This window comes from Streptomyces sp. NPDC052040, from assembly GCF_044548405.1.
GTDB lineage: Bacteria > Actinomycetota > Actinomycetes > Streptomycetales > Streptomycetaceae > Streptomyces.
Genome location: NZ_JBIUBV010000001.1, coordinates 133,213 through 147,409, shown reverse-complemented (window position 1 = coordinate 147,409; position 14,197 = coordinate 133,213). Strand labels below are relative to the sequence as shown.

Here is a 14,197-nt window from a genome sequence, read left to right as displayed (position 1 = left end):
CGCCAGCTCAGGCGAGTGCGGAGAGCTTGGCGGAGAAATGGCTGCTGGACGGCGGGGGACCGTAAATGCCGCCGTCCGCAGGGCGCCTTCGGGGCAGCGCACCGCCGATCTTCCATCACCGGTGCCAAGGCTGCGGCTGAAGGCAGAGTGCTTCATCGACCTGCTGTCGCTCTTCTGCCTACTTTTCCCTCAGTTCGACGCCGACCAGTGCCGTGGCCCGGTCGAGAGCCTCTGCGACCGCCGCCCGGCTCTCGCCGACGGCGATGATGTGACCGATCCGCCCGTATGCGTCCGTCGGCGGGGCGACCTGCGTGCCCGGCGCTGCGGTGACCGTCACCCGCTCCACGCCCGGGACCGCCCGGGCCGCCCGCACCCCGGCCACCCGCTCCAGTACCCCCTGCTCGACGGGCAGGATGAACTGGATGCCGGCATGGCGTGCGAAGCCGTCGGGCAGCTGCGGTTCGCCTCCGCGGGCGTAGGTCATCTGGGCCTCGAGCAGGTCGACGCCGGTGGCCAGGCGGTACAGCTCGGGGATGAGGCCGCCCGCGAGCCTCGGGTTGATCTCGACGACGGCGGTGCCGGTCGGCGTGCGCTTCACCTCGGTGTGGCTCGGGCCACGGCCGAGGCCCGTCGCGGCCAGCGCGGCCGACACCGTACGGGCCGTCTCCCGCGCCGCCTCGGCGGGCAGGTCGGCGGGTACGAGGTGCCGGGACTCCACGAAGTGGGGTGCACCGGTCACGGTCTTCTCGGTGATGCCGATCAGCCGGTGCACACCGTCGACCCCGAACATCTCCACGCTGTACTCGGGCGCGTCCAGATACTCCTCGACCAGGGCCCGCCCGGCCATGGCCTGTCCGCGTCCATTGGCGGTGCGGGCGGTGATCTCCCCAGCCAGCTCGGCGGCTTGCTGTGCCGAGTCGCAGCGGCGCACCTGCGTCGAGCCCGAGTCGTCGACCGGTTTGACCACACACGGGCTTCCGATCCGGTCGGCGGCCGCGGCGGCGGACGGCCCGTCCTCGACCACCTCGAAGAGCGGTTGCCCGATCCCGGCCCGTTGCAGGGTCTCGCGCAGCCGTCCCTTGTCCCGGCAGCCGGCTATCGCCTCGGCGCGCTCCGCGGGCAGCCCCACCGCGGTGGCCAGCGCCGCCGCCGCCATCAGATAGAACTCGCTGGTCGTGGAGACTGCGGCGATACAGCCCGGCTCGAACGCCTTGGTCACCGCCCGGACCAGGGCCTCGGTGTCGTTGGTGTCGCAGTCCACGACCGTGGCGCCGGTCTCGGCGAGCCCTCCGTACCGGGTGGAGTCGCCGGTCACGAGCACCGGCTCGTAGCCGGCCTCCGCCGCGATCCGCAGCGCCAGCATGCCGGTCCCGGTGGTGTTGGACTCCACGAAGACGAACGCCGGCCGCGGCGCGTCCGCGCGATTGCGGCGGAACGACCAGCTGCGGACCTCCGTGCCGTCGAGGACCTGACGCGGCACCGCGGCGACCGGCAGGCGCCGGAGATCCTGCTCGGCCCAGTGCGCGTCGCTGTGCACGGTGTCGGCGTACCGGTCACCACGGTCCGGGAAGATCCCGACGATGGTCGTGCCCGGCGTGGCCCGTTCGGCCATGGCGCCCAGCACCCGGTACACCGAGCCGGAGGTATTGCCCGCGAACAGCTTTTCCGCGCGAGCCAGTTCGCGGGTGGCGCCGAAGGCCTCGTGGTCGTTGAGCCAGTGCACCTCGTCGATCAGGGCATGGTCCAGGTTCTTCGGGTGCAGACTGTTGCCCAGCCCGCTCTGTAGCCTCCTGGGCCGGTCGGGCTGCCCGAAGAGCACACTGCCGACGCAGTCCACCCCGACCACGTACAGCTCGGGCAGGGACGTGCGCAGCACGCGCGAAGTGCCGCACAGCGAGCCTCCGCTGCCCACGGCGCCGACCAGGACGTCCACCGTGTCGAGGTCGGAGAGCAGCTCCTCGGCCACGTGCCGGTAGGCGGCGGGGTTCTGCGGGTTCTCGTACTGCCGGGGCCAGAAGGCCCCCGGGTTGCGGTCCATGATCTCCCGGAGCCGGGTCAGCCGGGCGCCCTGCCAGCCGTGGGCGTCCATCGCGGGCACCACGTGCACCTCGCAGCCCAGTGCCTCCAGCTTGGCCAGCGTCGTGCGGTCGATCCGCGGGTCGGTGACGATATGCACCGGGTGGCCGAGAGCGGTGCCCACCAGCGCGACCCCGAGGGCCATCGTGCCCGAGGAGCTCTCCACGATCGGGGCGCCCTCGGCCAGCTCACCGGTGCTGCGCGCCTCGGTGATGATCTGCTTGGCCACCCTGTCCTTCATCGCGAACAGGTTGTTCATCTCGAGTTTCGCGTACACCCGGACGTCCCGGTCGGCCCCCAGTCTCAGACGTACCAGCGGTGTGTGGCCGATGGCCTCGATCACGTTCTGGCTCAGCATGTGGTCTCCCTTTCCATCCCTGCGCCGGACCGGCGACATGCCGGAGTTCATCGGTCGAAGCTCAAGGTCCGGTACACCGTGACGTTGCCGACGAGTTCGGAGCACGCGCTCGCTGCGTCCACCAGCCGCTGCGGATACGAGGGCTCGGCTGTGTCGAGGAGCACCCCCAGACATGTCCCGCTGTGGCCGACCACCACGCCGAGCCCGCCCACCCGGCGACTGATGTCGATCATGGCGTCGAGCTTCTTCTTGGGGCGCAGCACCTGGTTCATCAGGGCGCTGCGCGTGGCCACCGCACCCACCTCGGCGAGGTCGGCACCAGCCACCGCAGCGCCCATCCGCTCCAACAGCCGCGCGTACTCCGCCCGGTCCGCGGCGGAAAAGGGCTTCGGTACGCGGTTGAAGGCGATCGTGTCGATCTCGCCGCCCTCGTCGGCGCCCACCACGGTCATTGACGGCAGGAAGCCCAATTCTGTGTGGAGGGCCACCCGGCGGTGGTAGAACGCCACGATGCCGGGGTACAGCACGCCGTCGGTGGGTTCGATCTGCGCCAGCAGCTTCTCGATCCGACGGGGCGGCATCGGCTCGCCCAAAGCGTTGGCGACCGCGCGTGCCGTCGCCACCAGGTCGGCGGACGAGCTGGCCAGCCCCTTGCCCTCGGTGAGCATGCTCTCGATGGTCAGCACGCCGCCCATCGGCGTCGCCGAGGACTTCATGATCATCCCGGCGAGCCGGAGCGCCTTGTGCTTGTGCGCGGGACGGACCTCCAGCACGTCGGTGCCGGGCACTCCGTGGAAGGTCACCCGGGCCCAGCGGGCAATGGGCAGGGTGACCAGGAAGTCGCCGTCCTCCTCGGGCAGCACTCCCTGGAGCAGCTCGCCGAACGTGCCGGACGCGGTGCTCATACCCGTCACCGCCGCGAACGGCGCCGGGTGGTGCCCCGAGGCATCCTGCCGCAGGACGGCGTCGGGGGCCCTCATCACTCCTGCCGTCCTTCCGGTCCGGCGAGCAGCCTCTCGACCTCGGCCGCCGCCGCACCGATGTCCGCCCGCCGACCGCACCAGCGCTCCTCCAGTGCGTCGAACTCCGTGTCCTGATCGGCCAGCAGAGCCCGTACGGCGTCCGGATGGGCCGAGCCGTCCGAGCGCTTCGCCATGAGACCGCCCGGCACGCTCATCGCCTCGGTGAGCAGGTCCGCGGCGTTCTCGGTCATGTGGCCCTCCGCGGCCAACACCGTGTCCAGCAGTGCGCCGTCGGGCTCCGCGGGGGGCAGCCCGCGTTCGACGGCCAGCACGATGTAACGCCCGGCGACGATCTGGGCGGTACGCCAGGGAACCCCGGCTCGCAGGGTCAGGAGATTGGCGAGCGTGAACCCTCCCAGGTACTCGCTCTCACAGGCCTCCCGCATCCGGTCCTCGCGGAACTGCAGGTTCTCCAGCACCGCACCGAACAGCCGCAGCACGGACCCGAGGGCATCGAAGGCCGCGGGCACCCCGGCCCCCGCCTCCTTGGAGATCTCGACGGAGTTGCTGTACGGGGTGGAGCGCTGTCCCATGGCGATGGCCGTGCAGGCCGCGCCGAGATGCGCCGTACGGCCCCGGATCCGCTCCAGCACCGGGTAGTTCTTCTTCTGGGGCATCGCGGAGGAGATGCCCGACCAGTGGTCCGGCAGGTCGATGAAGCCGTATCCCGCGCTGCCCCAGGTCATCAGGTCGGTGACGAAGCGGCTCAGCGCGACGCCCAGCAGGGAGAACTCCGCGCAGGCCTCCAGCGCCCAATCACGCTGGGCCACCGCCCGCAGCGCGTGCGTGCGGACGTCGGCAAAGCCCAGGAGCGAAGCCATCCGGGCCCGGTCCCAGGGCAGTTCCTGTCCCGCCATCGCCCCCGCCCCCATCGGCGAGGCGGCGGCGGTCCGGTACACGGACTCCAGCCGCTCCAGGGTGTGCAGCACCTGCTCGCTCAGTGCCGCGAAGTAGAACCCGGGGCTGATCACCTGGGCCGGCTGCATATGGGTGTAGCCGGGCATGACCAGTCCGGCGCTGCGGCCGGCCAGCCGGTGCGCGGCGCGGCCGAAGGTGATCAGCTCCTCGGCGCAGTCCAGCAGTCGCGCCCGGCCCTGCATCAGCTGGGCGGTGGCCTGAAGGTCGTTGCGGCTGCGGTCGACATGCCAGGCGGGCGGCACCGAGGTCAGCCGACGGGTGACATGGCGCTCCAGGGTGAAGGCGATGTCACTCATGCTCTCCTCGGCCTCCCGGGCGATCGCCTCGGGGGTGACCCGGTCGAGCACGTCGGCGATGGCACCGACCTGGGCTCCGTCCAGCAGGCCGAGCCGGCGGTACTCCAGCAGCAGTACCTTCTCCAGTTGGACGTACCAGGGCAGCAGGGCGTCGATCTCGAAGCGGAGTTGCGGCTCGAGCACCTCGGCGCGCAGCAGCGCGTCGGGGCCGGCGGCGATCCGCCCGGTCAGGCCGCCCGTGCCGCTGGAACCAGCCGTCATCTCATGTTCGTTGGGCATATGTGTCCTCACGGGGCCGAAGGGGCGGTTCGGTTCAGCGCGGCCAGCACCGCGTCTTTCACGTCGGCCGCCCGTCTGCGCGGCAGGTGCGCTCCCCGGCCCGGCAGTCGGCGCTGTGTCACCTCGTCGGAGAAGAGCTGCCAGTCCCAGTGAAGGTGGCCCGGCTCTCCAGCCGTCCCGTCCGGGCCGTCGTCGGCAATGACGAGTTCGATGCCCGCCTTGACACGGTGGTCCGCCGGGCGCTGCCGGGCGGCCAGCAGGAAGGACCCGGCGGAGAGTACATCGTGCCGGTAGGCGGGCCCGAGCAGCCAGGCCCGCTCGGGCTTGAGCCCGTCGAACTCCACGTACGCGCCCTCGCGCAGGAGCGTGGCGGCGACCTCCTGGTCGCTCAGGGCACGGGCCCGGTCCATTCCCGCCCGCACCCCCGCCGGCCAGTCCGGGGCGATGCCGCCGACGAGGACCCGGGAAGGCGCCGAAGGGCCGTCCTCCAGCAGCCGGGCCAGGGCGAGCGCGGGCGCCGCGCCCTCTCGCTGGCCCCACAGCACGAGCGGTACGGCAGTCAGCCGTGCCAGTTCCTGCGCGACCCGGCGCGCCACCTCCGCGACCTCCGCCAGATCCTGTGCGCCGGGAGCGAAGTCGTGTCCGGGCAGCTCGACGCCGTACACCTCGATGCCGCAAGGAGCGAGTTCCCGCGCCACGGCAAGGAAGTTGACGGCGTTCCCGCCCGCACCGGGGAAGCAGACCAGGCGACCTTCGGGCACGGTCCAGCCCGGGAGCGCACCGGTCAACGGGAGGAGCAGGCCGGAGCCTGCCGCTTCCGCGTCCCTGCCCTCGTCGACGGCGGCGGCGAGGTCGGACAGCACGGGGAGGGCGATGATCTGGGACAGCGAGACGAGCCGGTCCAGCTTCGTCACGAGCCAGGTCGCGGCGAGCGACGTACCACCCAGCGCGAAGAAGTTGTCGGCTCGCCCGATGCTCTCCAGTGGGACGCCGAGCGCCTCCGCCCAGGCCATCGCAAGGCGCCGCTCGGTGGGTGTGGTGGGCGCCGTGCTGGGCATGTCGGCATGCCCGAGGGTCCCGGCCAGTTCGGTGAGCGCCTTCCGGTCCACCTTGCCGACGGCATTGACCGGCAGTGCGTCGAGCCAGTGGCAGTACGTGGGGATCATGTAGTCGGGCAGGTGGTGGGCCAGGGCGCTTCGGACGCTGTCGGCGCCGCGGCGGACGGCACCGACCAGGAAGGCCACCAGAACCCGGTGCCGACCGGCCTCACCGGAGGCGACGACCACCGCGTCCTTCACCTCGTCCAGGGCCATGAGCCGGTTCTCGATCTCGCCGGTCTCGACGCGGAAGCCGCGGATCCTGACCTGCTGGTCGCGGCGGCCGAGGAACTGGAGCCGACCACCGGGCAGCCAGCGCCCGAAGTCACCTGTCCGGTACATCCGTTGTCCCGGGCGGAAGGGATCGGGCCCGAACGTGGCGCGGGTACGCTCGGGGTCGTTGACATAGCCACGGCCGACCGCGACACCCGAGAAGAAGATCTCCCCGGTGGAGCCGAGCGGCACCAGGCCCCCCTGCTCGTCCAGCACATAGCCGTGCACGTTGCGGCGCATCCGTCCGAGGGTTACCGGCCCGTGCTCCGGCGCCCGGTCGAGGAACTCGTGCATGGTGTCGTCGGAGACCTCGGTCGCGCCGTACGCGTTGACCACCCCGATACCCGGCTGGCAGGCGAACCACCGCTCCAGCAGCGCCGGTTTGAGCTCTTCCCCCGTCACCGAGACGACGCGCAGTACGCCGAGACCTCGGGGGTGCCGCTCCAGGGCCGTGATCAGCGCGTCGAAGTAGGACGGGACGAACTGGGCGACGGAGACCTGCGACGCGGTCAGCTCCGCGACAAAGCGGTCGATGTCGAGCAGCACGTCGGTGTCCACGATGCGTGCGCTGCCGCCGGTCAGCAGGGGGGCGATCAGCTGCCACAGCGAGATGTCCAGCGACTGCGCCGCAGTCTGCGCCACCACGTCGCCGGGGCCGAGTCCGAGGTCCGCCACTTTCATCAACAGGTGGTTCAGCAGCCCCGCGTGCTCGCACATCACACCCTTCGGCGTGCCGGTGGAGCCGGAGGTGAAGTAGATGTAGGCGAGGCGGCGGGGCTGGAGCGGTCGGCCGGGGCTGCCGGTGACCGGTGCCCCGGGGCCGTGGCTTCCGGTTGCGGCGCACACGGCGGTGGTGTCCACGGTCCGGCGCGCTTCCCCGTCACCCGCCATGGTCTGTGTCCCCTCAGCCGCCCCGAGGACGAACCGGCATCCCGCTTCGTCGAGCTGGGCGGCGATCCGGTCGGCCGGGAGGTCCGGCTGCACCGGCAGATAGCAGCCGCCCGCTTTGAGCACGCCGATGGTGGCCGCCGCCCACTCCAGGCCGCGTTCCATGACGACGGCCGTCACATCCTCGTCGCACAGCCCGTCCGCCAGCAGTGCGTGGGCGATCCGGTTGGCCTGCGCGTCGAGGTGGCCGTACGTCCAGGACCGGTTTCCGTGCGACACCGCGACCGCGTCGGGTGTCGACCGGACCTGGTCCTCGAACCGCTCGACGAAGAGCCTTCCGTCGCAGGGCTCTGCCGGGCCCGCCAGCCCGTAGATCTGAGCGTGCCTTTCGCCCTCGGCGAGCAGGCTCCGCTCCCCCGCCGGTGCGTCGGGATGGGCGGCCAGCAGCTCCAGGGCCCGTCCGTGGTAGCCGACGATCCGGATCAGATGTTCCTCGGTCATGACGTCCGAACGGGACCGGGCGCGCACCGTGACACAGTCCTCGTGCGCGGTGATGCACACCCAGAGCGGGGGCGTGTCCTCCGGGGCCGGATCCCTTCCGGACAGGTCCAGTACGGCTTCGTGGCGCGGCTCGGAGACCGTGCCCCGCGCGGGTGGGCGCCCGGTCCCTTCCACGGCCTGCGCGACGAGTTCGTGCCATCTGTGGCGCATCACACCCGTGACGCTCAGCGAGCGCGGCGCGCCCGGATCGCCGCCGACGGGCACGTACCCGGTGACCGGATTCTGGTCGGACGTCAGCGCAGCGACCACTCTGAGGTGTGCGGCCAGCAGTACGGCGTCCAGCGGGGCCGACCCGTCGGCGGCCACCGCGCGCAGCCGGGACGCCAGTTGTGGGGGCAGGACGAGTTCGGCGGTCACCTCGGTCCGCGCGCCCTCCTCGTCCGCGGTCCACCGTGGAATGTGCACGGCCATCGCCCCGGCGTCCCCCGAAGCGCGCTCGTCCGTCGCCCCGGCCGCGACCGGGCGGCCCAAAGTCTTCGACACGTGATCGCCAACCTAGCGAGGAGTGGACGGAAGGATGTGTGGTTCTGCATCGCCTTCGTGCCCATGCTGTCGGCCTTCACTGACATGCCACTGACGTAGCGTCACCGGCACCCTGGCAGTCGGCCGCAGAACCTCTCCGTCGCGATGCGCACACAGAGGTTTTCGCCGTTCCTCAGGAACGGTCTTCCTGCCCGCTTCGAGCTCGTCGTCCGGTCACAGCCCGACGGTCAGAGGGAGCACACAGCGGCCGAGGCTCACGACGATGCCGCCGGGGCGTACGCAGGGATCTGGTGTCACGCCAGGAGCGCATGCCGGGGGCGGTGACTGCCCGGGGTGACGTTCCCCCGCCGCGCAAGGACTTCGCCGTGGCCCTCCAGGTCCACGCGATGTGTGAAGGCCGGAGGTCAGGTGGACGGCACCGGCAGCACGTCCGGGGAGAGGGCGGCCGCGCGGGCCGTGGCCGCCGTCATACGGCGCCGGTGGTGGCGGCGGCACAGCACCTCGTAGCCGATCTCGTCCGCGGACTGGTTGACGTCGCCCACGACCACCTGGGCGCCCTCGACCACCATCGCGCCGCCGACCGTACGGGCGTTGTGGGTGGCGCGGGCGCCGCACCAGCACAGGGCCTCCACCTGGAGGACCTCCACCCGGTCGGCCAGTTCCACCAGGCGCTGCGAGCCGGGGAAGAGCTTGGTCCGGAAGTCGGTGGTGATACCGAAGGCGTAGACGTCGAGGCCGAGGTCGTCGACCACGCGGGCCAGCTGGTCGATCTGGTCCGGCACCAGGAACTGGGCCTCGTCCGCGATCACATAGTCGGCGCGGCCGCCCTGGGAGAGATGGTCGACGAGGTAGGCGTAGAGGTCCTGTCCGTCGGCCACCTCCACCGCGTCCGTGACCAGTCCCAGCCGGGAGGACAGCTTGCCCTGGCCCGCGCGGTCGTTGCGCGAGAAGATCATGCCCTGGAGGCCGCGCGCGGAGCGGTTGTGCTCGATCTGGAGAGCCAGTGTCGACTTCCCGCAGTCCATCGTTCCGGAGAAGAACACCAGCTCGGGCATGGGGGGTTGAGGCCTTTCGGGGCGGTACGGAGGGCGGGGCGGGGTTGTGGGGAGGGGCGTGCGCGCCGTGGTCAGGTGCGCACTTCGAGCAGGGGGACGAGTTGTTCCACCGGCGTCATCGAGCCATGGTTGCCGACCATCGACGATTCGTTCGGCTCGCGCTCGGAGGCGGTGATCAGGACGTCGTCGTGGGCGGCGGCGACCACGTCACCGATACGCGCGTACACCCGCTCGTCGACCCGGGGTCCGAACCATCCGGCCTCGATCGCCTCGTCCCGGGAGGCGATCCAGAACTGCTCGCCAAGCACCTCGCGCCAGCAGGTCAGCACATCGTTCGCGGCGCCGGGCACGGCGTAGACATGGCGGGCGCGGCCCTCGCCGCCCAGCAGGGCGACTCCGGCGCGCAGCTCCCAGTCCTCGTCGAAGTCGATGCGGTGCTCTTCGTCGAACGGGATGTCGATCATGCCGTGGTCGGCGGTGACATACAGCGCGGTGCGCTGCGGCAACTGCTCCGCCAGGCGCTGGACGAGCCGGTCGACGTACATCAGCTGGCCGCGCCAGGTGTCCGAGTCGACGCCGTAGCGATGGCCGGCCCCGTCCAGCTCGGCGTAGTACGTGTACACCAGGGAGCGGTCGCCCGCGGCCAGTTCCCGGGCCGCCAGGTCGACGCGGTCCTCACCGGTCAGACGGCCGTGGAAGGTGCCGCCGCTGAGCGCGACCTTGGTGAGCGGGGTGTGTTCGAAGGTCGGGGAGGACACCTGGGCGGTGTGCACCCCGGCCGCGTCCGCGAGCTGGAAGACCGTCGGATACGGCTGCCAGGCGTGCGGATCGGTCCAGGGCTGCCAGCGGAGCTGGTTCATCAGCCGGCCGGTGTCCGGGTCGCGGACCGTGTAGCCGGGCAGGCCGTGCGCGCCCGGCGGCAGACCGGTGCCGACCGAGGCGAGCGAGGTGGCGGTGGTCGCCGGGTAGCCCGCGGTGAGGGGGCGGCCGGTGCCGCCGCGGGAGGAGGCGAGCAGCGAGGTGAGGAAGGGCGCCTCGTCCGGATGCGCCCTCAGCTGCTCCCAGCCGAGACCGTCGACCAGGAAGACGCAGTTGCGGTCGGCGGGGGCCAGCTCCGCCACCGCGGGCGTCTGGCCCGGCACGCCCATGCCCGCGGCCAGGGTGGGCAGCAGGTCGGCGAGGGACCCGGATCCGTACTCGGGCAGGGGCGCGGACCCGGCGGCGAGCGGCTCCGGGTGCTCCTCCCAGGTGGGCAGCGCCATCAGTGGTTCGGATCCGCGGTCGCCTCGGAGAGGGACTGCGCGAAGGCGAGCGCCTGGCGCACCGTCTCCGGTCCGTCGCCGGCCTCGCTGACGCGCAGGCTGAGGTCGTCCGCCGTCGAGTTGCCCGTGTAGCCGTGGTCCGCCTCGCAGTTGGGGTCGCCGCAGGCGGCGGGCTCCAGGTCGATGCGGGAGACGGCGCCCCAGCCGATGGTCAGCACGACCTCGCGGGGCAGGGTGCCCGGGGTGTAGGACTCCGGGTTGGCGACGACCCGGCTGACGACGACCGACGAGATCCGGCCGAGCTTCACCGATTCCGTGGACGTCGTGGCGTACGGCGTCGGGGAGGTGTCGTCCGCGGCCTGCTCGTCGGTGTGGCTGACGATGAAGCGGGTGCCGGTGAGGACCAGCACGGTCACATGGCGGCGCACCTCGTTGGCGTCGAACGTGGTCTCCTGGTGGACCAGGTACGACCGGATGGGCTCGCCGCCCACCGCGGCTTCCACCGCTTCGGCCACGAGAGCCGGGTAGTAACCGCTGCGCTCGATCGCCGCGCGCAGCCCCTGGGTCGTCGTACTGGTCTTGGCCATGACGTCCATCCTACGGGGGCGCACTGACTGCGAGGCACCGCTCGTCACCGCTCAGTACGAGGGCAGGGTCCGCGGGCCGAGGTCGCCGCGGGCCGGGGGCGTCGCCAGGCGGACGGAGGCGCCGAGCACGCTCAGACCGCGGCGGGCCACGACGACGGGCTCCAAGGTGACCGCGACGACCTCCGGGTGGTCGTGGACCAGCCGGGACACCCGCAGCATCAGCTCCTCCAGGGCGGGGGTGTCGACGGGGGCGGAGCCGCGCCAGCCGAACAGGAGCGGGGCAGTCCGGATCGACCGGACCAGGGAGGCGGCATCGCGGTCGGTGACCGGAATCAGGCGGTGCGCCATGTCGTCCAGCAGCTGGGAGGCGGCCCCGGCGAGCCCGAACGACAGCACGGGGCCCGCCGCCGGGTCGATCACGGCCCGTACGAGGGTGTCCACGCCGCGTGGTGCCATGCCCTGCACGACCGGCCGCAGCTCCTCCGGCGGTCCGAACAGCTCGGTCAATTCGGCGTAGGCGCGGCGCAGTTGCTCCTCGTCGGCCAGGTCGAGGCGTACTCCGCCCAGGTCGGCGCGGTGCCGCAGATGCGGTGCGGTGGCCTTGAGGGCGACCGGGTAGCCGATCGCCCGGGCGGCCATGACGGCGGCCCCGGCGGTCGGCGCGGGCAGCGCACGGCGGACCTGGACGCCGTAGCAGGCGAGCAGGTCGCAGGTCTCCGCGGTGCCGAGGGTGAGGCCCTGGCCGCGCGCGAGCAGCCGCCCGATCAGCGCGGCGGCGCCCTTCTCGTCGATGTCGTCGTACTCGGGCACCTTGCCGGGCTCGGCGGCCTCCCGCCGCCACTGCGCGTACCTGACCGCTTCGGCGAGGGCCCGGACGGCGCGTTCGGCGGCGGGGTAGGCGGGGATCAGCCGGGCGTCCGCCGGGGGCCGTACCGCGGCGGGCGGGGTGTCCGCCGGGCGCGGGGTGCCGGTGCGCTGGGCCACGGGCGGCGTGCCGGGCACGGGCGGGGGGACGGCCGCGGGCGCGGTGCCGGGCACGGGCGGGGGGACGGCCGCGGGCGCGGTGCCGGGCACGGGCGGGGGGACGGCCGCGGGCGCGGTGCTGGCCGCGGCGGACAGCGCCTCGGCGAGGCCGCCCAGCTCGACATGGACCACCAGCACCGGCTTGGAGGGGGCGGCAGCGGCGGCCGAGCGGAGGGCTCCCGCGAGGGCGGCGTCCCCGGCCGAGGTCTCCCCCAGCGTCGGGATGGCCGTCACCACGACGGTGTCGCAGGCGTCGTCGGCCAGGGCCGCGGTCAGCGCCCGGTGGAAGTCCTCGGCCGAGGCCGCCGTGGTCAGGTCGAGGGGCGGCAGCGGCCGCAGCCCCTCGGTCAGACAGGCGTCGTAGGTCAGCAGGCCGAGCGACTCGGAGTTGCCGAGGATCGCCACCCGGGGACCGGCGGGCAGCGGCTGGCGGGCCAGCAGCAGCCCGGCGTCCACCAGTTCCGTGATGGTGTCCACCCGGATCACCCCGGCCTGGCGCAGCAGCGCGGAGACCGTGCCGTGCGGCAGCCGTGTGGCCCGCACGGCGTGGCCCTGGGGGGCGCCGCCGTGCCGGGCGCCCTGCACCACGACCAGGGGCTTGGCGGCCGCGGTGCGCCGGGCGAGCCGGTTGAACTTGCGGGGGCTGCCGATGGTCTCCAGGTACATCAGGGCGACGTCGGTGTCCGGGTCCTCGTACCAGTACTGGAGGACGTCGTTGCCCGAGACGTCCGCCCGGTTGCCGGAGGAGACGAAGGTCGACACGCCGGTGACGCCGGTGACGCCCCCGCCGCGCCGGTGCAGCCGGGAGAGCAGGGCGATGCCGACGGCGCCGGACTGGGAGAACAGTCCTATCCGGCCGGCGCGCGGCATCTCGGGCGCGAGGGAGGCGTTCAGGCGGACGTCCGGTGAGGTGTTGATGATCCCGAAGGCGTTGGGCCCGATGATCCGCATCCCGTACGACCGGGCCTGCCGGACCAGCTCCCGCTGCCGCTCCCGGCCGCCCGGTCCGCTCTCGGCGTATCCGGCGGAGATCACCACGAGCCCCTGGACCCCGTGCTCGCCGCACTCGTCGACGGCCTCGGGGACGTGTTCCGCGGGGACGGCGACGACCGCGAGGTCCACCGGCTCGGGGATCTCACGGACGGAGCGGTGGGCGGGCACTCCGTCGAGTTCCTCGCGGTCCTTCTCGAAGGCGCTGTTCACCGCGTAGAGGCGGCCGGTGTAGCCGCCGTCCCTGAGGTTGGCGAGGATGCTGCGGCCCACTCCGCCGGGGGTGCGGCCCGCGCCGATCACGGCGACCGAGCCGGGGGCGAGCAGCCGCTGCACCGAGCGCGCCTCGGCCCGCTGCTCCCGCGCCTGCTGCACGGCCAGGGAGCGGTCGGTGGGCTCCAGGTCCAGTTCCAGGCGTACGACGCCGTCCTCGAAGCTGCGCTTCTGCTGGTACCCGGCGTCCGTGAAGACCTTGATCATCTTGCTGTTGGCGGGCAGCACCTCGGCGGCGAACCGGCGGATGCCGCGCTCCCTGGCGACCGCCGCGACATGTTCGAGCAGAGCGGAGGCGACCCCGCGCCCCTGGTGGGCGTCCTGCACCAGGAAGGCGACCTCGGCCTCGTCGGCGGGGGCGGAGGCGGGCATGCCGTCGGCGCCGATGCGGTCGTAGCGCACGGTGGCGATGAACTCGCCGCCGACCGTGGCCGCGAGGCCCACCCGGTCCACGAAGTCGTGGTGGGTGAAACGGTGGACGTCCCGGGCGGACAGCCGGGGGTAGGGCGCGAAGAAGCGGTAGTACTTCGACTCGTCGGAGACCTGCTCGTAGAAGCTGACGAGGCGGTCGGCGTCGTGGACGGTGATGGGCCGGATGCGCGCGGTGCCGCCGTCGCGCAGCACCACGTCGGCCTCCCAGTGGGCGGGGTACTCGTGCCGGTCCGACGCGGTGTGCATGGGGCCCAGAGTACGGCTCGCGTCGGGCCCCGGTGCGAGGCAGGCTGGGGGAACCCAGCGGGGAGTGTCCAGGATGCG

Annotated in this window: 8 protein-coding genes; all 8 read right to left on the bottom strand. The window is 72.5% G+C overall.

Annotated features, from left to right (window positions below; genetic code table 11):
• Positions 1-178: 178 nt before the first annotated feature.
• The 8 genes from ACIHAA_RS00610 to ACIHAA_RS00575 all read right to left on the bottom strand — a co-directional run bounded on the left by ACIHAA_RS00610 (position 179) and on the right by ACIHAA_RS00575 (position 14,119).
• Positions 179-2,434 (bottom strand): pyridoxal-phosphate dependent enzyme, encoded by a 2,256-nt coding sequence (locus ACIHAA_RS00610; RefSeq protein WP_399811097.1) that lies wholly within the window; start codon positions 2,432-2,434, stop codon positions 179-181.
• Between the two features lie 47 nt (positions 2,435-2,481).
• The gene (locus ACIHAA_RS00605) at positions 2,482-3,414 is read right to left on the bottom strand and encodes a kinase (protein ID WP_399811094.1); all 933 of its coding nucleotides are present in this window, start codon (positions 3,412-3,414) and stop codon (positions 2,482-2,484) included.
• Complete coding sequence (locus tag ACIHAA_RS00600; RefSeq protein WP_399811091.1) at positions 3,414-4,949, bottom strand: argininosuccinate lyase; 1,536 nt, start codon at positions 4,947-4,949, stop codon at positions 3,414-3,416. Before ACIHAA_RS00600 ends, ACIHAA_RS00605 begins: the two co-directional genes overlap by 1 nt.
• A gap of 8 nt (positions 4,950-4,957) precedes the next feature.
• Entirely contained in the window at positions 4,958-8,251 is a 3,294-nt protein-coding gene (locus ACIHAA_RS00595) for an amino acid adenylation domain-containing protein (protein WP_399811088.1), read from the bottom strand.
• A gap of 404 nt (positions 8,252-8,655) precedes the next feature.
• A complete protein-coding gene (locus ACIHAA_RS00590; RefSeq protein WP_399811085.1) occupies positions 8,656-9,306 on the bottom strand; it encodes a thymidine kinase in 651 nt (216 codons plus the stop codon).
• A gap of 71 nt (positions 9,307-9,377) precedes the next feature.
• Positions 9,378-10,568, bottom strand: coding sequence for an alkaline phosphatase family protein (locus tag ACIHAA_RS00585; protein WP_399811082.1), 1,191 nt, complete (start codon positions 10,566-10,568; stop codon positions 9,378-9,380).
• Entirely contained in the window at positions 10,568-11,155 is a 588-nt protein-coding gene (locus ACIHAA_RS00580) for a DUF5998 family protein (RefSeq protein WP_399811079.1), read from the bottom strand. Before ACIHAA_RS00580 ends, ACIHAA_RS00585 begins: the two co-directional genes overlap by 1 nt.
• Positions 11,156-11,206: 51 nt before the next feature.
• Complete coding sequence (locus tag ACIHAA_RS00575) at positions 11,207-14,119, bottom strand: GNAT family N-acetyltransferase (protein WP_399811076.1); 2,913 nt, start codon at positions 14,117-14,119, stop codon at positions 11,207-11,209.
• Between the last annotated feature and the right edge of the window lie 78 nt (positions 14,120-14,197).

Excerpts from the sequence above, each read along its gene's own strand:
- ACIHAA_RS00600 (WP_399811091.1), bottom strand. The coding sequence starts at position 4,949 with ATGCCCAACGAACATGAGATGACGGCTGGTTCCAGCGGCACGGGCGGC.
- ACIHAA_RS00590 (WP_399811085.1), bottom strand. The coding sequence starts at position 9,306 with ATGCCCGAGCTGGTGTTCTTCTCCGGAACGATGGACTGCGGGAAGTCG.
- ACIHAA_RS00610 (WP_399811097.1), bottom strand. The coding sequence starts at position 2,434 with ATGCTGAGCCAGAACGTGATCGAGGCCATCGGCCACACACCGCTGGTA.
- ACIHAA_RS00580 (WP_399811079.1), bottom strand. The coding sequence starts at position 11,155 with ATGGCCAAGACCAGTACGACGACCCAGGGGCTGCGCGCGGCGATCGAG.
- ACIHAA_RS00585 (WP_399811082.1), bottom strand. The coding sequence starts at position 10,568 with ATGGCGCTGCCCACCTGGGAGGAGCACCCGGAGCCGCTCGCCGCCGGG.
- ACIHAA_RS00575 (WP_399811076.1), bottom strand. The coding sequence starts at position 14,119 with ATGCACACCGCGTCGGACCGGCACGAGTACCCCGCCCACTGGGAGGCC.
- ACIHAA_RS00605 (WP_399811094.1), bottom strand. The coding sequence starts at position 3,414 with ATGAGGGCCCCCGACGCCGTCCTGCGGCAGGATGCCTCGGGGCACCAC.